The following is a 23,622-nucleotide window of genomic DNA, read 5'->3' on the forward strand; positions in this document are numbered from 1 at the left end:
CAGCCACACCCGTCCGGGTCCGCGGGTGATCGATCGTAACCGTACGGGCGACGGGGCGGCACCGGGGCCGAGGACCGGCCTTCGGGCCCGGGGTCGGGGTCCGGGCCCGGGGTCAGGGTCCGGGGTCGGGGCCCTGGATGCGGCCGGAACGTTGGCGGGCGGGGCAGGGGTCGCATGCGGCCGGCAGGCAGGCGGGTGAGGCCCGCGGTCGTACGGGCCCTCGGACGGCCGCGCGGACCGGTCACAGCCGCAGGGACGCCGCGACCGGCAGGTGGTCGCTGCCGGTGGCGGGCAGGGTCCACGCCGCGCGCGGCGTGACGCCGGACACCAGGATCTGGTCGATCCGGACCACCGGGAACGATGCGGGCCAGGTGAAGCCGAAGCCGTCGCCGGCCTCCTGCTGCGCCGAGCGCAGCGACCCCGTGAGCCCGCGCAGCGCACGGTCGTCGACCGAACCGTTGAAGTCCCCCAGGACCACGATCCGCCCAAGCCGTTCCGCCCGGAGGGCCTCGGCCAGTCGGGCCGCCGCCTCGTTGCGGCGGGCCGTGGCGAACCCGGTGGCCGGGTGCACCCGGACGGAGGCGAGGTGCGCCGTGTAGAGCGCGACCGGTCCCTTCGGCGTCCGTACGGTGGCGCGCAGCGCCCTGGTCCAGGGCATGATCTCCACCGGCTCGACCTCCTCGACGGGGTACTTGCTCCACACTCCGACACCTCCCCGTACCTGGGAGTAGGGGTAGGCGGCCGCGAGTTCGTTCCGGAAGGTCTCCTGTGCCCGGCTCGCGAGCTCCTGCACCGCCAGGACGTCGGCGCCCGAGGCCGCCAGCGCGCGGGCGGTGCGGCCCGGGTCGGGGTTGTCCTCGTTCACGTTGTGGCTCACCACCGTGAGGTCCCCGCCGTCGGACCTCTTGTCGACGAGAGCGGGCCCGAACAGGACGGTCCACACCAGGGCGGGGACCAGCACGGCGACCGTCGCCAGGGCCGAGCGGCGCACCGCCGCGCAGCACAGCAGCAGGAGGGCGCCCAGCCCCGACCACGGCAGCATCGTCTGGCAGAGGCTGCCGAGGTTGCCGACGGCGTTCGGCAGGTGGGAGCTCAGGGCCATGGGAGCGGCCGCGAGCAGCGCGGCCACGGCGATCAGCCACCCGCGCGGCCCGTACCGTCCTCGCCGCCCCGGGCTGCGGCGGGCCGGACGGCGCGGGAGGGGGCCAGGGGAAGGGCGCAGGGAGCGGCGGGGACGGCAGCGGGAGGACGCGCCGGAGCCGGACGTCCCTGCGCCGGGGCGCCCCGTCGCGGCGGCCGGCGGGGCCGTGTCCGTGTCCATGTCCGTGTTCGTGTTCACGCCCACTCCCGGCGGCCGCCATCGAGGGCGGGCAGGACCTGCGGCAACCTCTGCCGCAACGCGTCGACGAGCCGCCCGCTGTTCTCCAACACCGCCCGCATGCCCTCGGCGGGCGTCGTACCGGCGCGCTGGCCCAGCACCACGCCGAGGACGAGGCGACGTCCCGTTCCGGCCCCGCTCTCCGGCACCTCCAGGGCCCACATCAGGTTGCCGCCCGCCGGGGTACTCGAACCGGTCTTCAGCCCCACCACCCCGGGACGGTCGAGCAGCGCGTTGGTGTTGTGCAACGGCGCCGCGCGGCCCGGCAGCGCGGTGCTGCGCAGGGCCACGGTGGCGCGCAGCGCCGGGTCCTTCATCGCCTCGCGGGCCAGCACCAGCTGGTCGGCGGCCGTGGAAACGGTCGTGGCCTCGATCCCGCTGGCCCCCGTGTAGGTCGTCGCGGTCATCCCCAGCCGGGCCGCCTCCGCGTTCATCCGCTTGACGAACGCCTCCTCGCTGCCTGCGTCCCAACGGGCCAGCAGCCGGGCCACGTTGTTCGCGGACGGGAGCAGCATCACCTCCAGCAGCTTGCGCTGGGTGAGCCGCTGGCCCGCAGCCACAGGAGCTGTCGACTCGCTCGTCGACGCCGACTCGGCCGCCGCCTGTGCGTCCACCGTGATCGTCGGGCCGTCCTCGCCTTCCCGCAGAGGGTGGTCCCGCAGAACGACGTACGCCGTCATCACCTTGGTGACACTCGCGATCGGCACCGGCTGCTGCGGCCCGTTCACCCCCAGGACGCCGACCTTGGTCACGGCGATCGCCGACTGCCCCTCCTGCGGCCACGGCAGATCGAGATCGACGACGGGCGCCGGCGCCGGCAGCGTCGGCGGCCCCTCCACCCGCACGCCTCCTTTCCCGGTGCCGCCGGCCGTAGGCCCGTCCGGCAGGGCCGCCGCCATGCCACCGCCGACGCCCGCGACCAGCACCGCGGCCAGCAGCTGTAGCACCCTGCGGCGGGGCGCCGGGCGACGGCCCGGCACAGTGCGGGGGTCGTGGTCTTCACGTTTCGTCACGGCGGACACGGCAACTGCCTCCCGAAGCAGAGGAACACGGAGCCCCGGTGGTACGGACGGCCACCCGGGGTGTGCCCACAGACTCCTGGACGGCTGCTTCGAGCCGGTCGTCACCGGACTTCCTCAAGCACGCGATCGTGTATCAACCACGTACCGGTGACGCGCAACGCAGGGGCACGAGCGTCCTCCCCACGAGCGCAGGGGCGGCCGGTCGACGTGGGGGTGGCTGGTCACGCCTGCGCGGCCGCCTCGCCCTCCGAACCGGCCCGCGCCCGCAGGCGTTGACGGGCTGCCAACGGCGGCCTCCCAGCGCCCGCGTCGCGGGTACCGCGGCGGACGGTGGACACGGGCCCGGCCGTCGTGCCGGCGGCCTGAAGCGTGGAGGGGGCAGGACCGTCTGCTGACAGCACCCCGCGGTTTCGTCCACAGGTGAGCGTCGCTGACCTCCCGCCGCATGTCCGCGTCGAGGACACCGTCGCGACGGCGGGTCCCGTGGCAGGCCTGTGGCCGGTCGGTGAACCGGGGACCGAGGGGTCGACGTGACGCGGGCGGGCAGCTGCTGCGCCTGGTCGCAGGGGTCCCCGTACCGTCCGCCGGAGCGTGAGGGGTGGTTCGGCTGAAGGTGGACGCCCGGGCTGCCGATCCTGCTACCGCCCGAGTGCCGGGGATCCGGCTCGCCGTGTGGGGGTAGGACGCGGCCGGGAGCCGTGGCGCCCGGTGCGGCCCCCGGGCTTCGCCGGGTCGACCCGTGGGTGGGTGGTCAGCCGCGGTCGGCGAGGGGCCAGTTCTGCGCAGCGCACCCGGGCGGGGGAGAGGCCGTGGGGCAGCTTGGTGACGGCTTCGAACACGCTCATGCCACCGTCCCTGGCATCCGTTTCCGCATTGTCCTCGGTGGCCTGCGGGTGAGCGGTGAACAGGGCGGCGTCGAGGAGGGCCGCTTCCGCCTCCTCGATCCCTGATTCTTCGAGGACCGTCATCAGGGTCCTCTCGAACGCGTGGCGCTGGGCGGCCGTTTCGGCGACGCGCGGGTCGTCGACGGCGACGGTGTCGTCGAGTGCTTCTTCGACGGCGTCCACCCGGTCGGAGTCGGACCGGAGTTCGGGATGGGTGGCCAGCGCGATGAATCGGGATGCCTGCACGGCCGCGCCGAGGGGGCCGAAGATCCGTTCGGTGACGAGCAGCGTGTCCAGGTCCTCGCCACGCTCTCCTTCGCGGAGGCCAAGGCCAACGCCGCCCTGCTGGGGCCGCCCGGGGTCGGCAAGACCCATATCGCCGTCGCCCTGGCGGTCGCTTCCTGCCGGGCCGGCAGCGGAGCCCTCACCTACCAGCTGCGCGACCCGCAGAACACCTCCACCCTGCAGATCGACGCCGCGACCAAGGCCGTCACCCGGCGCGCCTTCGACCCGTACGGCGCCCCGCGCGGACCCAGCCCCGCCGCCTGGTCCGACAACCGCGGCTACCTCGGCAAGCCCCTTGACGCAGCCAGCGGCCTCAACCTGCTCGGCGCCCGCAACTACGACGCCTCACTCGGCCGCTTCCTCAGCGTCGACCCGGTCCTGATAGCCGGTGACCCCGACCAGATGGGGGGCTACACCTACGCCAACAACGACCCCATCAACCAGATGGACCCGGACGGCCTGTGGCCGGTGCCGATTCCGCTGCCGAAGCTGCCGAGCTGGAATTCGGTGCGCTCCTCCGTGGGCAAGGCGGTCGCCGGATTCGTGGACGAGAAGATCGGCTGGATCCACGAGAACAACTTCTATGCGGCGGGCAACAACACCCTCGCGGGCGTCAACGGGGCGATCGGCAAGCAGACCGGGGTGCAGGTGTTCCCGGGAATCACTCCGATGCAGGCCAGCCCGACCCCGATGGCGGACTTCTTCGGTATCCCGACGAACGACCCTGCCTACACCGTCGGCCGCGTCACGGCAGTCGTCGCATCGGTCTTCACCGGCGGCGTCGGCATAGTCCAGGTAGCCGCCAAGGGCATCAAGGCCGCCACCGCAGGCGTCAAGAACGCCGGCGGCATCAAAAACGCCCTCACCAAGCTGTTGCCCACCAAGGGCTCACCCAAGCCCGGCGGCGGGGGCCGGCCGACGTCCGGACCCCAGGCTCCCAAGACCAGCCCGGCAGATCCCAAGGCCCCGGCCACGCCCACGGCCAGGCCGACATCACCCGCGGAGCCCGTCGGCGGGTCCTGCAGCTTCACACCCGACGCCCCGGTCCTGATGGCCGACGGCTCGACCAAGGCGATATCGTCCATCAAGTCCGGCGACCAGGTCCAGGCCGCCGACCAGTGGACCGGGACCGACAAGGGCGGACGCAAGGTCACCGCCACCTGGGCGCACAACGACAACAACCTCGTCGACCTCCGCCTCAAGGCGGGCGGTGTCACCAGCACCGTCAAGACGACCGCCAACCACCCGTTCTGGGACAAGACCGCCCACAAGTGGGTCCCCGCCGGCGAGCTGGTACCAGGTCACTCCCTCACCACCGACAAGGGCGAGTCCGTCACCGTCACGGCCGTGCGCGCGGTCCGCGGCGAAGCCCGGATGTACAACCTGACGGTCGCGGAACTCCACACGTACTATGTGCTGGCAGGCGGCGTCCCGATCTTGGTCCACAATTCCTGTGGGCCAGACAATACGGTGACTGTGTATCGGGCTCAGACCAGTCATCCGGATAGTCAGCGGCTGGCTGTGGATGATTCAGGGAATGTCTCGATCTCTGGCGATGGCTACCTGTATCTGAATATGTCTGGCGACATTCGCCATTCGCTCGGATTCAGGGGAGGCAGGTCCGATATCGTCGCCTTCGATATTCCTTCTGATTATGCGAACAGGATCACCTCCTCTGTTGCCCCGCAGCGCAAGCCACGTGGCTGGCCCGGATCTCCGCGCGACTGGAACAGGTATGTATCGTCGAGCGTGCAGAAATCGGACGAGCCCGGCTTGTATGGAATACCGGGCAGTATGCTCGATGAGCTTGAGGGTATGATCATCCCTGGGTCTGGTCGAATTATTGCTGGAGGTGGGTCGTGATGTCAGAGTCGGTCAGTGGCGAGTTGCGTCGAATCCGTGATGGGGCATCCGACCAGATGCCCCCCCAGGTCCTCGCTGCGATTGAGGTAACGGTTGACCAGGGTGTCAGTCCGTCCGAGTACCTGGCTCGGGTAAAGGCGGTACTTGCTGCCGCCGTGTCCATGGCGGAAACAAGCGACTTCGATAGCGAGGAACTCCCTGAGGATTCGATCCCTGGGTGGTTCGCTGATGTTTCGCGCGAAGATGCGAACTTTGGAGAGCTTGCTGGACAGATTGCTATTCGCGCCGCCCGTAGGTATCAGGAGTCTCATGATGAAGACCCATGGGAGCTGCAAGAATGGCTGTTCTCGTTCGATCCTGAGCGGCGCCCCTGGGCCTGGTGGGATGGCGTAGTCACGCAGGACAAGGTAGTCATTTGGGTTGACACTAATGGCGAACCTGTGATTGCCTCTCATAATCTTCGATGGCTCGTCTATGTTGCAGGGGCGGTTTCGGCCAGTCGGCTGGACGTGCAGAGTTCGATAAACTGGATAATGCAGCAAGAATATTTGTAGCGGCTGCATGGAATGGTCATATAGGTAATCAGTGTGGCCCCGCCCGAATGATGTTCCGGCGGGGCCCCACTGGGGTGGGAGTTGGTGGGGGGTGCAGGGTGATCGGGCCCTTCGTCGAGGTCGCGTTCTACCAGCACCCGCTGAGCGCCGAACGCATCGCCGCGCACTACCAGGCCCGCGCCTTCTCCGCGAGCGCGGAGGTCGCCTCCCTGGTCACCCTCACCGACCCCGACGGCAAAACTTCCACCGACGTCCACGACGTGACCCGCGGCAACCGCCTGATCGCCCGCACCGACGCCGCCGGCGGCACCACCAGCTACACCTACGACGTCGGCGGCTACGTCCACACCGTCACCGACCCCAACGGGCACTCCACCGTCAGCGGCCAGGACGCGCGCGGCAACACCGTCTCGCTCACCACCTGCCGCGACAAGAACTCCTGCTGGACCTCCTACACCAGCTACCACCTCAACAAGGACAACCCGCGCGACCCGCGCAACGACAAGCCCGTCGAGACCCGCGACGCCCGATCCACCGGCCCCGCCGACACCGCCTACCGCACCAAGGTCGCCTACAACGCACTCGGCCTGCCCGAGTCCACCACCCGCCCCGATGGCCGTACCACCCGCGCCTCCTACACCACCGGCACCGAGCCCGCCGTCGGCGGCGGCACCACTCCGCCCGGCCTGCTCGCCTCGGAGACCACCGCCGGCGGCGCCGTCACCAGCTACGCCTACCACGCCTCCGGGGACGTCGCCACGACGACCATGCCCAGCGGCCTGAAGATCACCTTCGCCTACGACGCCGCCGGGCGCCGGACTTCGGCCACCGAGACCTCCGACGCCCAGCCCGCCGGGGTCACCAGCACCTACACCTACGACGACAGCAACCGCCTCCTCACCAGCACCGGGCCCAAGGTCACCGACGCCGTCACCGGCACCGAGCACCAGAGCCGCACCACGCTGACCTACGACGAGGACGGCCGCACCGTCCGCGAGACCACTGCCGACATCGTCGGCCCCGACGGTGCGCGCACCACCTCCGCCGTCTTCGACACCGCGGGCCGGGTGGAGAGCGAGACGGACGCGGAGGGCGCCACCACCCGCTACGCCTACGACGCCCTCGGCCGCCTGGTCACCGTGACCGACCCGCTCGGCCAGGTCACCCGCCACACCTACACCCCGCGCAGCCAGCCCGCCACCACCGTCATCGAGGGCTGGAACGGCGACGGCGGCGCCCCGCGCGACCTCACCGTCGAATCCCGCGCCTACGACCCGGCCGGCCGCCTGGCCTCCGTCACCGACGCCATGGGCGCCACCACCGCCTACACCTACTACGACGACGGCCTGCCCGCCACGGTCACCGCCCAGGCCGTCACCCAGGCCGACGGCACCACCAGGCCCGTCACACTGGAAGCCAACGAGTACGACGGCGCGGGCCACCTCACCAAGCGCACCACCGGAGGCGGTCGCACCACGGTCGCCAACACCGTCGACACCGCGGGCCGCGTCACCACCAGCGTCCTCGACCCCGGCGGCCTGGGCCGCACCACCACCACCGGCTACGACGCCGACGACCGCGTTACCTCCACCACCCTCAAGGTCGGCGACGGCGAGAACAGCGTCCAGACCCTCACCTACGACACCGCCGGCCGCCTGACCCGCAGCCAGCTCGCCTCCTCCACCGGCGGCCCCACCGCCGCCGCCACCTTCACCTACGACCAGCGCGGCCTGCTCACCTCCGAGACCACGCCCAACGGCAACGCCGCCGGCGCCGACCCCGCCGCCCACACCACGACCCACCAGTACGACCTGCTCGGACGGCGCATCAGCACCACCGGCCCGCAGGTCGCAGCGGAGAGCAACGGGCAGCCGGCAGCGAACGTCCGCCCCGTCTCCACCGTCGGCTACAACGCCTTCGGGGAGGGCACCAGCGTCAAGGACCCGCTCGGGCGGATCGCCCGCGCCACCCTCGACAAGCTCGGCCGCACCACCGAGACCCACCTGCCCGCCTACACCCCGCCCGGCACCACCACGGCGCTGGCCGCCGTCAGCCGCACCGAGTACGACAAGCTCTCCCGCGTCACCGCGGCCGTCGACCCGGCAGGACGGCGCACCACCTACGGCTACGACCGCCTCGGCCACGAGATCCGGCGCACCGAACCCAACTCCCTCGGCCACCTCCAGCCGTCCATCGACGACAACCCGCCCACGTGGAGCGCGACCTGGACGCCCACCGGCCTCCAGCTGTCCGCGACGAACCCGGTCGGCGCCCGCACCGAGTCCACCTACGACCAGCTCGGCCGCCCCCTGACCGCCACCGTCGTCGAGCGCCACCCGACCGCCCGCAACCTGACCACCAAACTCACCTGGGACGACGCCGGCAACCGCACCGCCACCACCACCCCGGCCGGCCACACCAGCACCGCCACCCACAACACGGCAGGCCAGGTCGTCACCAGCACCGACCCGCTGGGCCGCGTCAGCCGGATCGAATACGACGGCCTCGGGCGGGCCGTCAAGGCCCTCGCCCCGGCCGGCGAAGCCACCCGCACCCGCTTCGACGCCCTCGGCAACCCCGTGGCCACCGACAACCTCGCCCCCGACGGCACCGTCCTGCGCACCACCACCGCCGCCTACGACCTCGAAGGCCGCGTCGTCAGCTCGACCAGCCCGACCACCGGCGCCGTCACCAGCACCCAGTACGACGCACTGGGGCGCACGGTGAAGCTGACCGAGCCCGTCGCCGCAGGCCAGTCCATCACCACCACCTTCGGCCACGACGCCACCGGCAACCGCACCCGCCTCACCGACGGACGCGGCAACACCACCGTCTACACCTTCAACCCCTGGGGCCTGCCCGAATCCACCATCGAGCCGTCCACCGCCGCCCACCCGGCAGCGGGCGACCGCACCTGGACCACGTCCTACGACATCGCCGGCCAGGCCGTGAAGCTCACCGAACCCGGCGCCGTCGTGCGCACCCGCAGCCACGACCCCCTCGGCCGGCTCGTCAAGGAGAGCGGCGAAGGCGCCGAAGCCGCCACCGCCGACCGCATCCTCACCTACGACAAGGCCGGGCGCCTGCTCCAGCACGACGCCCCCGGCCCCACCGCCAAGTCCTACAGCTACAACGACCGCGGCCAGCTGCTGCGCGTCGGCTCCGAACTCACCGCCGACCAGACCTGGGAGTACGACGACGACGGGCGCGTCACCAAGCGCTGGGACAAGGACACCGGCTCCACCTTCTTCGGCTGGAAGGCCGACGGCCAGGCCGACTGGGCGCACAACCCCCAGACCCAGTCCCAGAACTGGTACGGCTACGACGGCAACGGCCGCCTGTCCAAGCAGTGGTACGTCGCCCCCGACCCCGCCGACGCGAGCAAGCTCAAGGCCATGTCCGAGCGGCGCCTGAGCTACGACGGCATGGGCCGCCTGACCGGCGACCAGGTCCTCACCGGCGTCGGCACCAGCACCCCGCTCACCGGCACCGCCTACGAGTGGGACCTCGACGACCGCCTCACCCGCAAGACCGTCACCGGTACCGCCACCGACCCGGTCACCGACAACCGCTACGGCTACGACCAGGCCGGCCGGCTCACCTCCTGGACCTCCGGGCCCACCACCGTCGCCTACACCTGGGACGCGGCCGGCAACCGCACCGGCAACGGCGCCGAGAGCGCCACCTACGACGAACGCAACCGCGTCCTGACCGACGGCACGAGCACCTACCGCTACACCCCCAGGGGCTCCCTCGCCGCCACCACCACCGGCGCCGCCGAGACCCTGCGCACCTCCGACGCCTTCGACCGCCTGATCACCGAGGGCTCCATCACCTACACCTACGACGGCCTCGACCGGGTGCGCACCCGCAACGCCGCCACCTTCACCTACGACGGAGGAAGCAACAACCTCACCGGCGACGGCACCTGGCGCTACACCCGCGACGGCAACGGCACCCTGCTGTCCGCCACCGACGGCACCAGCAGCCACCGCCTGCGCACCGACCAGCACACCGACGCCACCGCCACCCTCGACACCAACGGCACCAGCGTCACCGGCGCCACCACCTACGACCCCTTCGGCAAGCCCGTCACCACCAGCGGCACCCGCACCAGCCTCGGCTACCAGTCCGGCTGGACCGACCCCGCCACCGGCGACGTCAACATGCACGCCCGCTGGTACCGCCCCGGCACCGGCGGCTTCACCGCCCGCGACTCCTGGCAGCTCGACCCCACCCCCTCCGCCCAGGCCAACCGCTACACCTACGCCAACGCCAGCCCCCTCACCGGCACCGACCCGACGGGGCATATGGCATTCATCGGTGCTGAGGCAATTGGGCCCAATATCGGAAAGGTCAATCTCAGCATGCTTGGTGGCAGCATGCGCGTATGGAGTCCGACCGGAACGCGGATCGTATCGTGGGGGGTGTCGAGCGCGGCAGCCGGCGCGACGATCGCGGTTTCAACGATCGACCTTCTTACACCCGAAGCCGCGACAGGGGCGCAAACCGTGTCGGTCAGTTCCGGTGTTTACGACAGTATTGGTTCGGAGAAGCAGACTGCGCGTGACCGTGCGCGAAATCGCCCTCGTGCTGAAGATGGCCCCGGCCCCGGCCCCGGCCCCGGCCCCGGCCCCGGCCCCGGCCCCGGCCCCGGCCCCGGCCCCGGCCCCGGCCCCGGCCCCGGACCTTCCCCCCAAGGCTGCATGACCGTGTGCAAGGTGGCTTCCAAGCCGCCACGCGTAACGAAGCCGAAGATCGACCCTAAGCCTGTATTCGACAAGGCGAGGCCTGTAGTCGAGCGCCCGACTCCGAAGCCTGACTGGCAGCCGCCAAAACCTGGCGATGTCATCAGAATCATTAGTGCTGTCATTCATGCCGCGACCCTGCTCGACCTGTTGGAGTCGGAGCCGAATGCCGAGCCGACAATGGATCAGACCACTGCGTTCGGTGGGCAGCCAGTGGAGCGCTTCAGTGCCGGGTCAAGGAATTCATCAGGGCTTCTCCTGCATCGGGATTCTGAGACTTTGGCGGAGAATGTGAGCTTTGATGATAGTAAAGCTCAAAGGGATTGCCTTAACGGGGGCCCGACTGCCGTCTACTATCAGCCCCTGGATAAGGTTGGTCGCGCTACGGGCGTCCAGGCGTGTCTAAATATATCTAGTATAAATTGGGCGAGTAAGAAGAAGACCTTTGTGACCGGGGAGCTGGAGAATCCGAAGGCTACGGGTCCGACAAATATTATAGGCACTCCCACTGAGTGGCCAATCGAGAATCACTGGAATGTCCCTCCGGGCTACAAGGGCGGTGCCGACCTAAATCGAGGCCACCTCCTCGCGAGGATCCTGGGCGGGGACGGTGAGGATCGGCGAAACCTTGTTGTAATGTATTCTAGGCCGAACCGGGTGGACATGGCGGCAGTAGAGGCTCGAATCTTTTCGGCGCTCAATTCCGGGGAGTCGATATACTTCACCTCTCGGCCTGATTATGATGGAAGGAATCCGTTGCCTGACATCATCGCCATTACTGCCGTAGGCAATCGTGGCACAGAAGTCGATATTCCGATACGCAATGTTCCTTAAGTGTGGAGGTGGCCAATTGGACTGGCTGGCGCAGTTGCAGGATGTGGTGGGGTGGCGTGGTCTCCGCACTTCGATTGACTGGGAAGTGGTGGAGGGGCAGCTTGGAATCGCTCTTCCTGACTCGTATAAAGAATATTCGGAGGTATTCGGTCCAGGCAGCCTCTGTGGATTGATTGACGTTTATGTCCCGGAGTCAGCTGGCAGTACGCGCGGATTGGTGGAGAAGGTCAGGGACCTTGCCGATCGAGTGGCTGGAAATGCCTGGATTGCCGACTTGTATGAACCCTATAAGGTCTACCCGAATCGAGGGGGCTTGATCGAATGGGGTGCATCCGAGATTGGGGATAGCTTCTTCTGGAATACTAGTAGCCGAAATCCCGACAAGTGGGAGATTGTAGTAAAAGAGGAGGGTGAGTTTACGTGGCTAGTTTACGAGATGTCCATTCCTGAATTTCTGTATCGGGTTATGACGGATGGGCAAATGGGTGGCATGTATATTGGTGGAAGGATGGATTCATTTTCATTCCTCCCTCGGCGGAATTGAGTGCAAGGCTGAGGATGTTGCCGTTCAGCGCCGAAGCGTGTGCTGACGTTCCTCCTCTACCTGGTATCGAACCCGTGCGGAACTGTTGCCGATGCTTGAGAGCTGTCCCGTAACCCGCCAGACTGAGGGTCATTCTGTGTCCGGGTCGGTGGCGATGGCACCGTCCGCGGTGCGGGGCGGCCAGCGAGGAGGTGGCGGCGAGGGCGGTCTCGGCGTGGTCGGCGATCTCGCGTTCGCGGGCGCACAGTGCGGAGCTGGCCGCGATGATGCGGAAAACGCGGCGTTGTCGAGCGTGCCGGGGCGTTCCAGGGCGGCGCGCAGGCTGGAGGATGCCCTGCTGCTCCAGCTGCGTCCCGCGCCCGGCGAGGACCGCGAGGAGCCGGTCGCGCCGCTGGCCGCTGGCCTGGACGGCGAGGGGTGCTCTACGAGGCGTATCTGCGGGTGCGCGCCGCGCTGCCCGAGGCAATGGCAGATGTGATCGCGGGCCGGGTGTGCTGGCGCTGATCGCGGCGGCCGGGAGCTGGTGCAGCTGCTCGACGTCCCGGGGGGCCGGCAGGACCTGCTGCGGCTCGGCGCGCTGCGTGATGCCCTCGCTGCCCCTGACGACGACCTGGCGCAGGCGGTGGCGGAAGCCGACAGCGACCGCGAGGACGACGGCCAGGAGCACGCCGCCGAGCCGGCCGAGCCGGACGCGTCGGCTGAGCCTGAGCCGGCCTACTGGGCTGGCGGTCCCCGCTGGGCCGCACCGCCTACCGGCGTGGCAGGCTCTGGCCCAACAGCTCCACGGCCCGGCTGCGCTCGGACGTCCTCGGCGCGCTGGGCGTTCTCAAGGTCGCCACCGCCGACCAGCTCCAGCGCCTGCTGCGCCCCGGTGCGGCATCGAACACGGTGATCCGCCAGGCGCTGCGTGATCTCGCCGGGCACGGCCTGGTCGCCTCGGACGGCAACACCCGGGCGGGGCACAAGACGTGGCGGTTGGAGGGCACGGCCGGGCTGGAGGCGGCCGGGCAGGTGCTGGGCCTGCCTCGCTCCGAGATGGGCTCCACGGCGCGGGGCACGGGGCGCTCGGGTGCGCAGCACGCGATGGCGGTCAACGAGACGATCGCCGCGTTCGTCCTGGGCGGCACCGCGCCGGGCGCGCCGGGTGGGGTCGGCACGCTCGCGGACTGGGCGACGGAGGTGGAGTTCGTTCTGCCGGGCGGCCGGCGCAAGGTGCGCCCGGATGCGGTGTGGCGGCCCCGGAGATCGGGGTGCCGGTGCTGATGGTGGAGGTCGACCGCTCCACCATGTCGCCGGAGCGGGTCGCGCAGAAGTTCACCGCCTACCGCGAGCTGTTCCGCGTCAAGGTGAAGGACAACGACCCGGCTCTGGCCGATGAGGACGCGGCCGACCGGATGGTCCACTGGTGGCGGCGGACCTGGCCCGGCCACACCCGCGAGGGCTACCCGCCCGTCGCCCTGGTCTTCACCGGGGCCGGACCCCTCGCCCTGGCCAACCGGCAGCAGGCCGTGGCCGACCTGTCGGCGCCCTGCTGGCGCGGCCAGTGGTGGGGGTTCGACCGCGACGACACGGACGACGGCTGGCGGACCTACGACGACGCCGTGCCCGTCGTCGCCACCACCCTTCAGCTGCTGGCCGAGCACGGCCCGCTCGGCCCCGTCTGGTGGCGGCACGGCCGCGCCGGGCGGCACTCCCTGATCGAGGCACTGGACAACCCGTTCACCCGCGACGCCTACGCCGAGCGCCAGGACGCCCGGGACAAGCAGGCCGAGCAGGCCCACCAAGAGCTGATGCTCACCCTGGCCTGCACCGACTGCGGCGACATCCCCAAGGAGGAGAGCACCTACGTGTACGCGATCCACCGCAGGCGGACCCGCCGCCCCGGCGGCCGCTGCTGGACCTGCCACGAGAAGGACCAACAGCGCCGCAAGGACGAGCAGGAGGCCAAGGCCCAGGCCCAACTGGAGACGGCCCGCACGGCCAACGCCGCGCTGCGCCCGTGTTGGACGTGCCGGGGCTCGATTGGCGGGAAGGCGGGCTCGTTCCTGGAGCTGATCGAGAAGGCCGGCCCGAACCGGCTGGAGTGCCCGCACTGCGAGAAGACCCGCGCGGACAAGAAGCTGGGCCCGCTGGTGCTGCCGCTGCCCACCCGGTGGGAGCTGCTGGCGGCCCGGGTCTCGGCCCCGGCCGACCCGTGGTGGAACCTGCGGGTGCAGCACGCCACCCTCTACCCGGCCAAGGACCGAGTATGAGCACCCGTGGCTCCTCTCCTCCTACCCCGGCGGCGGGAACTGGCGGAAACCCGGTGGTGACGATCAGGCGAAGCACCCTAGCCTCATGCGCCATGACCACCAGCGAGACCACCGACGATCGCTTCCTCCACGCTCTGCTTGCTCGCTTCCAGCGTGTGGATGTGCTGGCCGAGCACACCATGACGAACTCGTCCCACTGGAGGGTCGCCCCGGGCAGTCCCCTTGCCGGCGACGACGCCAAGACCGACCCCCACCAGCTCTCCCACAGCGCACACCATGCCCTCGTCGTGGCAGCCGACCATCTTCAGGCCCTCGCCGCCCTGGTTCGCGGCACCGAGAAGGACGGCGTACGCGAGATGCAGCTGCACTCCTACGCCCCGTTCACCCTGCTGCGCGCCGCGCTCGAGAACGCCGCTCGCGCGGTCTGGCTGCTGGGCCCGGCAGCCCGGAGCGAACGGGTGCGCCGCTGCCTGACCATGCACCTCGCGGACCTTGCGAGCATGGAGAAGAAGGCGAAGCTGGTCCAGGCACCCCTGGACGTCTATCCGGAGCGCAACGAGCGGATCCTGAACCTGCTGCGAGGAGTTGGCGTACCGCGGAGGACCTGTACGACATCCTCACCACGGCCGAGACGACCCCTCACCTGGACGGACTGCGCCTGGCAGCCATGCAGGTGGGACTGCTGCGCGCGGTACAGGACTACCGCCTCAGCCGCGTCCTGACGTTCCACCGCCTGATCGCGGCCGCTCGCACCTTCGCCCGCACCCTGCCGCGCACCGCCACGGCTTTCACCCAGGGCGACCAGCCGATGAAACTGTGGGCTGCCGCTGTCGACAGCCGCCAGCCCCGTTCTGAGCGCAACACCAATACTCTGGCGTTTCGCGGGAAGTGCCTGGCAGAGCCGCACCGCTCTCCTGCCCGGACAGACCCACACACACATCCTCAGCAGCGTCAGATGCCTGGGCGAAGGCGTCGACATGCCCGAAGCCGACGCGGTGCTGTTCGCCGACCCCAAACGCAGCGTCGTCGACATCATCCAGACCCTCGGCCGCGCCCTGCGCCAGCCGCCAGGCAGCGGCAAGATCGCCACACTGATCATCCCCGTGTACATCCGCCCGGGACAAACCACCCGCGAGGCCATGGAATCCTCCGACTTCCGCGACCTGTGGGCCATCCTGGACGGGTTGCGCACCGCTGACAGCAAGTTCTACACCCGCCTGCGCCGCGGCTCCGGCCGCCGCTCCGAGGACCCGGTCCTGACCGAGCCCGAGCGCCCCGACGAGATCGCCGGCGTACTCTCCCTACGAGCCCACCAATTCCAGGGCGACGGCTGGAACAGCGGCTACGAGGCCGCCATGCGCTTCTACGAGGAGCACGGCCATCTCGAAGTCCCCACCGACCACCGGGACTCCGCTGGCGTCCACCTCGGCTCCTGGATCGGCGAGCAGCGCAACCGCTACGCCGAGGGCACCCTCGACCCCGACCAGGCCTTCGCCCTGTACGCGCTGCGAATCTCCTGGCCCCACCCACCCGTCAGCTTCGAGCACTACCTCGCCCTGGCCCGCGACTTCGCGACCGCCCACCACACCCTCGCAGTCCACGCCGGTACCCCCGACGTGGACTCCGGCCTGGCCCAATGGCTCGACCAGGTGCGAGCCCTGACTCGTGAGGACGAACTGCCCCCTGAGCGCCTCGAAGCACTCAATGCCGTCGACCCCTGTTGGAACCCGGCCTGGAGCATCGACTGGCAGTACACCTGCGCCCGACTGCGTCACCGCCTTGCCACCAGCACCTGGCGCCCCGCCTACCAGCCCGCCGATGATGAAGCAGATCCCTCGCTGGACGCCTGGCTGGACCGCCAGATCGAACGGCAACACACCCTGGAGCCAGGGCAGCTCGCCCAACTCACCCTCCTGGCACGCCATCACCCGGACCTCCACCCCCACGCCTTGCTGCTGTCGCGGCAGACCACCGGGCCAGCGATGAGCTTCGCGCGCGGCCTGCGCGCCGCGCGCAAGTTCCTCCGCCGCGAAGGCCACCTTCAGGTCCCCGAACGGACACGTCGAGACCGTCGACGTCGACCACGTCAGACTGGACACCTGGATCGACCAGCGCCGGAGCGACGCCGCCCAGCTCACCCCGCAACAAGCTGCGGCACTCCATGCACTTGGCCTGCCGGTCGTGCCGCGGTTCCTGGAACCAGAACTCCCGGATGCTGCCTGAACCGCCAGCCGGACGCCACCACCCGTGCCGTCACCTTCCGTCTGTAACGCACCGCGTCGAATTGAACCGAGCTGAGGGAGGGCATAGGCCCCAACGGCAAGCCCTGCTGAGGATGGAGAATCCGTTACCGCAGAGTGCCTGCTGCCACCCCAAGCCGACGTGAACGTACCCGCCGAGCCGGAGCCATCCCCGGCGCAGAAGCCACGCGGCTTACCCGAGCAGGGACCCCCCGTCCGGCGGCCGCCGTCGGCTACGTCCGTGCCGAGCCCGACGGGGCCTCCGACGAGCTGTTCGCCAACTGGCGCGCGCACCGCGCGGCCGCCGAGGCTGGGCGTTCACCGCGGTCGTTGCCGACACCGACGAACTGCAGCCGCAGGACGAGCGGCCCGGCCGGCAGCGCGTCATCGCGCTGGCGGCCTGCGGCGGGATCGGCGCGGTCGTCACCATCACCCGGCCGATGATCGGTGCCACCGGCCCGCCTGGCCGGGTACGGCATCGCTCTGGTCACTGTCGGCGGGCGCCACCTGCACCCAGCCCCCGGTCGAGAACCAGGGCCAGGAACGGTGACCGGCCCCGTCGGCTTCTACCGGCTCACGGTGTCCGCCACCGCCGCCGACCCGGCCGAGCGGGCCGCCTGCATCTCCCCGGCCGTGGCCGTGCTGCGCACCGTCATCACCGACTGGGGCGCCACCGGTCCCGTGCTGGACGACCTGGTCACCGTTGCCGGGGAGCTGCTCGCGAACGCAGCCCTGCACGCGGGCTCCTACCGGCCCCCAGTCCGGCTGTGGCTGGGCCCGGCCGGTGACCGACTGCGCATCGAGGTGGACGACCAAGCCGCCCCCGCCAGGTGACCGGCCCCAGCGACGACGAGGCTGCTGGCGGCCGGGCCTGCTGATGGTGGTCGTTCTTGCCGCCCGGTGGGGCACCGCTCCGGCCAGCACCGGGAAGTGCGTGTGGGCCGAGGCCGCCCTGCCGACTCCGCTCAACCCGGCAGCTGTCGCTGTCCGTTGCGAGATGTTCAGTTCAGGAAACGCCAACTACCTTGGCTGATAGAACGGGTGCGCCACTGTCAAGCTCGTGCCCTGTTTGTCGGTGGTGGGTGGTATCCCTGTCATACGACCCGTTTGGGCCGCCCCGCTAGCGAAGGGTGGATGAGTATGGCAGGCGAGCGGTACGTCGATCACGACGTCCTCAAGGCCTTCGCGCAGAACAAGGTGAACGTTCCGAAGGACCAGGCTCAGGAACGCCGCCGGCAGGTCAAACATCTGCGGGAGCGGCTGGAGGGCCACATCAAGGACCACCCGGACTTCGACCTGGTGAAGCTCCGGGCGTCCGGCAGTACCGCCAAGCACACCGCCATCCGCCGCCGCAAGAGCGAGGGCTCCGACGCGGACGTCGCCGCCTACCTGCGCACCACCAGCACCGACATAGACGTCTCGACCATGCTGACCTGGCTGCGGGACCGCTGCATCGAGGTCTACGGCCAGACGAAGGTCGCGGACGACTTCGTGATCTCGAACCACGCGGTGGGCATCACCATGCGGGGCAGCGGACTGAAGATCGACGTGGTGCCGGTGCTCTACACCGGCGAGCCGGACGACCGCGGCTACCTGGTCACCCGGGACGGAACCCAGGTGCTCACCTCCGTCACCCTGCACCTGCAGTTCATGAAGAAGCGGAAGGGCGCGGCCGGCGACGGCTACCGGGAGCTGATCCGTCTGCTGAAGGCGTGGATCCGCGAGAGCAAGAGCGCCGACCCGGACCTGCGCTGCAAGTCGTTCCTGATCGAGCTCGTGGTCGCTCACCTGTGGGACAACGGCTGGAACGGCGAGAAGCTCCAGGTCGATGACTACCCGCGGGCAATCGAGCAGGTACTCGCCTACATCACGCGCACCGGGCTGAAGAACCCGATCGTGTTCACCGACTACTACGGCACCGACGCCGTCGCCTCCTCCTCGGACCCGATCCAGGTCTGGGACCCGGTCAACCCGGAGAACAGCGTCGCGCGCGGTTACACCGAGCTCGACCGCCAGCGGCTGGTGAACCACGCGAAGAGCACGCTCGACATCCTCGTCTTGGCTGCCTACGCGAGTTCGAACGGTGCGGCCCTTGACTGCTGGCGCGAGCTGTTCGGTCCCGCCTTCCCCGGAGTGTGACCATGACCGGCTCGTACACCAGATCCGCCTCCTTCACGATCACCGACGCTCGCTACGTCGGCGGGAAGATCGGCGCGGATCTGCGCATCCTGCACAACTACTACGGGAAGCCCTCCCTCACCCATATCGAGGAGTACGTCGAGGAGGTCGCGCTCCTGCTGCGGGACGGCTACCTCAACACCGTCGACTACGGCTTCCGCGACTCCGCCACCAACAGCTGGAAGCTGCGCCTGCGGTACACGGCCACACTCGGCGGCCAGCTCACCGACGCCCGCGCCGGCAATCTCCCGGATTCCGCCGACCTCACCAGCTACAGCTTCCACAGTTTCCTCACCTACAGCACCAAGTTCCTGCTGCTGACCAGCAGCGAGCAGGAGAACGTCAAGAACGGCCTGCCGTTCTCCCGGACGACCGGCGAGGCACCGAGCACCCTCGCGGGCACCAACACGGCCGGGCACGGCTACGCCCGCAACGGCGCCGGCGTCGCCCGCGACGTCTACGTCGCGTTCTAGCCCAGCGCCACCAGCAGAAGGAACACCACGTGACCACCCAGGACGACCTGTTCCACCCCGTCATCGAACTTCCCGAGGCCAGCCGGTACGACCGCTACCGCCGCCTGGTGGGCCTGGACGACACGAAGCTGCGCCTGCGCAAGGAGGCCGCGCTCCTCGCCGACCCCCGTCGGCTTCAGCAGTGGGCCGCCGACCACCACGGCCGCGACGTCGCCGCGCTCAACCTGTTCGCCGACCGCGCGCCGCTGTTCGTCTTCGCCGGCGATGTCGGTTCCGGCAAGTCCGCCCTCGCCGAGTCCTTCGGCTGCGACCTCGCTAACTTCCTCGACCTGTCCGTCTACCTGTACCGGCTCAAGCTGGCCACCCGCGGCAGCGGCATGGTCGGCGAGATGACCTCCCTGATCGGCGGGGCCTTCGCCCACATGCACACCGTCGGCGCCCGCGCGACCGACACCCGTGGCGGCGTGCGCTCCGTTCAGATCCTCGTCGTCGACGAGGCCGACGCCCTGGTCCAGTCCCGCGAAGCCCAGCAGATGCACCACGAGGACCGGGCCGGCGTCGACGCCTTCCTCGCAGGCATCGACAGCCTCGCCGGAGCCAAGGTCCCGGTCATCGTCGTGCTATGCACCAACCGGCTCGGCGCTATCGACCCCGCGCTCATGCGCCGGGCCGCCGCCACGTTCACCTTCACCCGGCCCGACGAACAGCAGCGCCACGCAGTCCTCACGCAGGCTCTCGACGGGCTCGGCATCGGCACCGGCACCATCGGCAAGCTCGTGGCCCTCACCGGCCCGACCCCGGACCGGCCCGGCTACACCTTCTCGGACCTCACCCAGCGGCTGGTCCCCACCGCCGTTCTCAACGCCTTCCCCGACCGCCCGGTGACTGGCGAAGACCTCCTCAGCCTCGCCGAGGCGCTGCGGCCCACCCCCGTGTTCACCGAGGAGAACTGACCGATGGAGCCGCTGCCCGCCCCCAGCCCAACCAGCGTCAGGACCACCGGCGACTACTACCAGAACCTCGCTGTGTGGGAGGCCTGCCTGACCCTCCTGCGCGAGAACGCCGCCCGCGTGCCCAACCCGGTCCAGACCGTCGGCGTCGAATACGAGGGCGTCGGCAACGTCGACGACGTCGTCCTGCTGCGCGGCACTCCGCCGAGCATCTATAAGCAGCTCAAGTACACGGTGGACAGCTCCACCCCGGTCAACGAGGAGTACCTCACCAAGCCCAGTCCGGCTGGCGGCAACTCGGTCCTCAAGAAGATCGCCCTCGCATGGCGGCAGCTGACCGCGGAGGGCGACAGCGCCGACCTGGTTCTTGCCACCAACCGCGCCCCGGACCCGTCCGACGAGCTGGTGGCCGTACGCGACGCCCGCACTGGGCTCCTGATGCCCAAGGCGGCCACCGGCAGGCCGGGCTCGAAGCTCGGTCGGGCCCGAGCCCGCTGGGCGCAAGCCGCAGGCCTGACCGAGAGCGAACTCGGCGAGCTCTTGTCGACGCTGCGCTTCGACCTGGCCCAGGACATGGTCCGCTACCAGGAGCACCTCGGGCTGCTGATGGCCGTCACTGGACTTCGCCATGGCCAGCGGGCCGTCGAGGCCGGGGCTAACTGGGTCGCCAAGATGGTCCGCGAGGGCCGACGCGAGCTCACCCTGGAGATGGTCCAAGCCGCCGTCGCCGACCTGGACCTCAAGGCCGGCCCTGCCCGGGCCGTGCTGTCGATCGCCACGCTCAAGCCCGACCCGCTGGCCGCCAACGCTGACTACGCGCTGGACTGGGCCGATCGCTTCGACGGCGAAACCGCCTTCGACAAGCGCCACCCGCTCGCACCGAACACCTGGGAGCAGCTCCAGACCGACATCGAGGCCGCGCCCCAGCACCTGCCTGCTGGCAGCACCGCCATCTCGGTCACCGGCGACTTCCGTCTTGCTCCGGCGTTCCTGATCGGCGCCACGTTCCGCATGGTCACCGGCACCGACCTCGCCATCATTCAGGGCTCCCAGCTCTGGTCCAGCGCCGACCTGTACGACACAGCCCTGGTCCCCGACGTCATGGAGCACCGGCTCGACCAAGGCGATGAACTCGCGGTGGCCGTTGCCGTCGCCACCGACCCGACTGATGACGTGCTGGACTACCTGCGCGACCAGAATCTTCCTGTCTCCAAGCTCCTTGTCTACGCCCCTCCCGTCGGCGTGGCCAACGACAAGTCCGTCCCCGACGGCTCGGCCGCGAACGCCCTCGCTGTCGGAATCCGCGACCACCTGCGCCGTCAGACCCGTCCCGTACGGCGTCTTCACCTCTTCCTCGCCACGCCACGGGGTCTCGCTCTGCTCCTTGGCCATCGGTGGAACCGGCTGTGCCAGACCGTGGTGTACGAGGACATCAAGGTAGGCGAGGGCTACCAGCCCGCCTTCACCGTTCAGGCCTAACGGCTCATCCGAATCACGCCCGGGGTCGTCGGTAGCAGCCCGGGGAAGCGGTCCGGCCCGGCCACTGTGCCCGGGCCGGACCGTGGCGGCTCGGCCCCATCGGGGCGCGCGGCGTTGTCAGCCCAGCTGGCTGGGGGTGTACTTGTCGATCGTTCTGGTCGTCGGGTTCCAGACCCAGATCTCCCCCGCCTCGCGCCACAGCCGCGGCGGCTCGGTCTGTTCCTCGCAGTACACGGTCTCTGGCCACTGGTACGGCATGCCGTCGCTGCCGTCGATCCACATGCCGGTGCCGACCGGGGTGGGGCGCCAGTCGGCGTCGCCGATGAGGATCGCGGTGAACGGCGTCTTCTCGAACTTGAAGCCCTTGTTCGGGGCCGGGAGCCGCCATTCCCGCTCGTGTGACCAGTCCCCCTGTCCGTCGGTTTTGAACGGCACCACCCAGTGCCTCTGTTCAGTAGGGAACCCGTCGCTGACATGGTCGGGAAGGTAGGCGACGGCGCCTCCGCCGTTGCGCAGCACGCCGGCGCGGGTGACGACGACACCCCAGGGCGGGAACCCGCGATCGGTGATCAGATGAGATAGGTGCCCGAGCGGGCTCTCGGAGAAGCTGATCGTCGCCTGTTGCGCACCGAACGCCGGGAAGGCCTGGATTTCCCCCGTGGACAAGATGCTATCGAGCCGCTGCTGTGGGTTCATGCTGCGTATCCGCTCCGGAACGGCGGGAGTGGAGGGTCGGCCCGCCGGGCGGCCGGTGAAGTGGATCAGCTCCTCGCTCTGTGCGGGGCCGACGGGGCTGAGCCACAGGGTGCTCGTCATGGGGTAGGTCCTCTCGATCATCGGGAGTGCGGCGGATCTGGCTCGGGGGTGAACGGCTCTGGGGCCCGGTCGCCAGGACGGCGGCCGGGCCCCAGGGGGCGTTCTGCTTGGGGCGAGCCGGGACTGGTGTGTGGGGGGGATGGGGCTGTGCGGCTCGCCGTCTGGTGGGCGGCTGCGTTGCGCGCCGCTGGCCATGGTGGATGTCCTGGCTCCTTGTCATCTTCGCGGTCAGCAAGCCCTGGTGTCACCCGGTTTGCGTTACGTGGCGCCGTGCTCGCCCGTTCACTCGAATGCCTATACGACTTACTAAAAAGGCGTGGAAGGTGTCGGTGGGGAGGCGTAGGGTCGCCCTAGCGTTTCAAGTTAGGTGAATAGGCGTAAGGGGGTTGTGGGTGTGTTCGTGACGACGGGGCAGGCCGGGACGGCGCTGGGGTGTTCGATCCCGACGGTGAAGAAGTTGGTGGCCACCGGTGTGGTGCCGGGCGTGCGCGAGCAGGGTCGGCAGGTGTTCCCGCTGGCTGCTCTCCAGGAGTTGCAGGCCCGGCCCGCCGCTGACCTGTCCGTGTTCGGCACGGCCGAGGTGGCGGTGCTGCGCTCGGACGCCCCGGCGAAGGTGGACGAGCCGGACCGTGACTGGATCGGCTTCGGCACCGGCCTGGACCGGGTGCAGCTGCTGGCCTCGCTGTCAGGCTGGTGGCGGTGCGACCCGGCCCGGGTCGCGGCCGGTGGAGTGCTGCCGGTGACGGTCGCCGGGTTCGTCGTCGCGGTGCTGACTGGCCTCACCGAGTGGGAGTCCGACGGCACCGCTGGCACCGTGGGCCGGTACCGGTTCCCGAAGGCCAGGCTGGCCGGCTACCTGACCGACCTCACCGCCCCCGCCAACGCCGCCGACCCCACCGACCCCGAGGACGCTCGCCTGGCCGGCCTGCTGCTCGGCACCCGCCTGGCGTCGGTCTCCGGCGGCCCGATCGCCTACGTCCCCACCACGACCACCATTGACCAGCCCGCCGCCGAGGGGGAGTGACCGCTGATGGACCGTAAGACGTACACCGCCGAGCTCGCCGGCCTGCGTGAGCTGCGAGGCGAGATCACGGCCGCCGAGAAGCAGGTCGCGGCCGCGCA

18 protein-coding genes are annotated in these 23,622 nt (G+C 69.8%); 14 read left to right on the forward strand and 4 right to left on the reverse strand.

The annotated features are described in order from the left end of the window. Window positions 1-241 precede the first annotated feature (241 nt). The 3 genes from ACWGB8_RS12920 to ACWGB8_RS12930 form a co-directional block, all read right to left on the reverse strand. Window positions 242-1,102, reverse strand: coding sequence for an endonuclease/exonuclease/phosphatase family protein (locus ACWGB8_RS12920; protein WP_452213049.1), 861 nt, complete (start codon window positions 1,100-1,102; stop codon window positions 242-244). A 233-nt stretch (window positions 1,103-1,335) separates the two neighbouring features. Continuing rightward, entirely contained in the window at window positions 1,336-2,400 is a 1,065-nt protein-coding gene (locus tag ACWGB8_RS12925) for a D-alanyl-D-alanine carboxypeptidase family protein (protein WP_452213019.1), read from the reverse strand. A 638-nt stretch (window positions 2,401-3,038) separates the two neighbouring features. Beyond that, a complete protein-coding gene (locus tag ACWGB8_RS12930) occupies window positions 3,039-3,467 on the reverse strand; it encodes a hypothetical protein (protein WP_452213020.1) in 429 nt (142 codons plus the stop codon). 27 nt (window positions 3,468-3,494) lie between these two features. Between ACWGB8_RS12930 and ACWGB8_RS12935 the strand changes: the two genes are divergently transcribed. From ACWGB8_RS12935 to ACWGB8_RS12995, 13 genes are all read left to right on the forward strand, one after another. After that, on the forward strand, window positions 3,495-5,432 hold the full coding sequence (locus ACWGB8_RS12935; protein WP_452213022.1) for a polymorphic toxin-type HINT domain-containing protein: 1,938 nt from the start codon (window positions 3,495-3,497) through the stop codon (window positions 5,430-5,432). Next, window positions 5,432-5,986 carry a hypothetical protein gene (locus ACWGB8_RS12940; RefSeq protein WP_452213024.1) on the forward strand — a complete coding sequence of 185 codons (555 nt, stop codon included), beginning with the start codon at window positions 5,432-5,434 and terminating at the stop codon, window positions 5,984-5,986. Before ACWGB8_RS12935 ends, ACWGB8_RS12940 begins: the two co-directional genes overlap by 1 nt. A gap of 98 nt (window positions 5,987-6,084) precedes the next feature. Further along, window positions 6,085-11,568: an RHS repeat-associated core domain-containing protein gene (locus ACWGB8_RS12945; RefSeq protein WP_452213026.1), complete on the forward strand. Its 5,484-nt coding sequence runs from the start codon at window positions 6,085-6,087 to the stop codon at window positions 11,566-11,568. 16 nt (window positions 11,569-11,584) lie between these two features. Then, window positions 11,585-12,112, forward strand: coding sequence for a hypothetical protein (locus tag ACWGB8_RS12950; protein WP_452213028.1), 528 nt, complete (start codon window positions 11,585-11,587; stop codon window positions 12,110-12,112). Window positions 12,113-12,973: 861 nt separating this feature from the next. Further along, on the forward strand, window positions 12,974-13,375 hold the full coding sequence (locus ACWGB8_RS12955) for a replication-relaxation family protein (protein WP_452213051.1): 402 nt from the start codon (window positions 12,974-12,976) through the stop codon (window positions 13,373-13,375). Then, the gene (locus ACWGB8_RS12960) at window positions 13,342-14,364 is read left to right on the forward strand and encodes a hypothetical protein (protein ID WP_452213030.1); all 1,023 of its coding nucleotides are present in this window, start codon (window positions 13,342-13,344) and stop codon (window positions 14,362-14,364) included. The genes ACWGB8_RS12955 and ACWGB8_RS12960 overlap by 34 nt, the downstream gene beginning before the upstream one ends. Before the next feature lie 92 nt (window positions 14,365-14,456). Continuing rightward, window positions 14,457-15,086: a hypothetical protein gene (locus ACWGB8_RS12965; protein WP_452213032.1), complete on the forward strand. Its 630-nt coding sequence runs from the start codon at window positions 14,457-14,459 to the stop codon at window positions 15,084-15,086. A gap of 216 nt (window positions 15,087-15,302) precedes the next feature. Then, window positions 15,303-16,634 carry a Helicase associated domain protein gene (locus tag ACWGB8_RS12970; protein WP_452213053.1) on the forward strand — a complete coding sequence of 444 codons (1,332 nt, stop codon included), beginning with the start codon at window positions 15,303-15,305 and terminating at the stop codon, window positions 16,632-16,634. 516 nt (window positions 16,635-17,150) lie between these two features. After that, window positions 17,151-17,438 carry an ATP-binding protein gene (locus ACWGB8_RS12975; RefSeq protein ID WP_452213034.1) on the forward strand — a complete coding sequence of 96 codons (288 nt, stop codon included), beginning with the start codon at window positions 17,151-17,153 and terminating at the stop codon, window positions 17,436-17,438. A gap of 300 nt (window positions 17,439-17,738) precedes the next feature. After that, complete coding sequence (locus ACWGB8_RS12980) at window positions 17,739-18,743, forward strand: CBASS oligonucleotide cyclase (protein ID WP_452213036.1); 1,005 nt, start codon at window positions 17,739-17,741, stop codon at window positions 18,741-18,743. A 2-nt stretch (window positions 18,744-18,745) separates the two neighbouring features. Next, window positions 18,746-19,255, forward strand: coding sequence for an HORMA-1 domain-containing protein (locus ACWGB8_RS12985; RefSeq protein ID WP_452213038.1), 510 nt, complete (start codon window positions 18,746-18,748; stop codon window positions 19,253-19,255). Window positions 19,256-19,284: 29 nt separating this feature from the next. Then, entirely contained in the window at window positions 19,285-20,208 is a 924-nt protein-coding gene (locus ACWGB8_RS12990) for an AAA family ATPase (RefSeq protein ID WP_452213040.1), read from the forward strand. A gap of 72 nt (window positions 20,209-20,280) precedes the next feature. Beyond that, window positions 20,281-21,684 carry an SAVED domain-containing protein gene (locus ACWGB8_RS12995; RefSeq protein ID WP_452213042.1) on the forward strand — a complete coding sequence of 468 codons (1,404 nt, stop codon included), beginning with the start codon at window positions 20,281-20,283 and terminating at the stop codon, window positions 21,682-21,684. A 117-nt stretch (window positions 21,685-21,801) separates the two neighbouring features. Here the strand turns inward: ACWGB8_RS12995 and ACWGB8_RS13000 are convergent, their stop codons facing one another. Further along, window positions 21,802-22,500: a hypothetical protein gene (locus tag ACWGB8_RS13000; RefSeq protein ID WP_452213043.1), complete on the reverse strand. Its 699-nt coding sequence runs from the start codon at window positions 22,498-22,500 to the stop codon at window positions 21,802-21,804. Between the two features lie 394 nt (window positions 22,501-22,894). Between ACWGB8_RS13000 and ACWGB8_RS13005 the strand changes: the two genes are divergently transcribed. Then, the gene (locus ACWGB8_RS13005) at window positions 22,895-23,524 is read left to right on the forward strand and encodes a DNA-binding protein (RefSeq protein ID WP_452213045.1); all 630 of its coding nucleotides are present in this window, start codon (window positions 22,895-22,897) and stop codon (window positions 23,522-23,524) included. Window positions 23,525-23,622: the final 98 nt, after the last annotated feature.

Source organism: Kitasatospora sp. NPDC054939, from assembly GCF_053610105.1.

What these genes read in the sequence shown, in the direction of transcription:
- ACWGB8_RS12985 (WP_452213038.1), top strand. Translation starts at nt 18,746, where the DNA reads ATGACCGGCTCGTACACCAGATCCGCCTCCTTCACGATCACCGACGCT.
- ACWGB8_RS12940 (WP_452213024.1), top strand. Translation starts at nt 5,432, where the DNA reads ATGTCAGAGTCGGTCAGTGGCGAGTTGCGTCGAATCCGTGATGGGGCA.
- ACWGB8_RS12965 (WP_452213032.1), top strand. Translation starts at nt 14,457, where the DNA reads ATGACCACCAGCGAGACCACCGACGATCGCTTCCTCCACGCTCTGCTT.
- ACWGB8_RS12920 (WP_452213049.1), bottom strand. Translation starts at nt 1,102, where the DNA reads ATGGCCCTGAGCTCCCACCTGCCGAACGCCGTCGGCAACCTCGGCAGC.
- ACWGB8_RS13000 (WP_452213043.1), bottom strand. Translation starts at nt 22,500, where the DNA reads ATGACGAGCACCCTGTGGCTCAGCCCCGTCGGCCCCGCACAGAGCGAG.
- ACWGB8_RS12935 (WP_452213022.1), top strand. Translation starts at nt 3,495, where the DNA reads ATGGGTGGCCAGCGCGATGAATCGGGATGCCTGCACGGCCGCGCCGAG.
- ACWGB8_RS12980 (WP_452213036.1), top strand. Translation starts at nt 17,739, where the DNA reads ATGAGTATGGCAGGCGAGCGGTACGTCGATCACGACGTCCTCAAGGCC.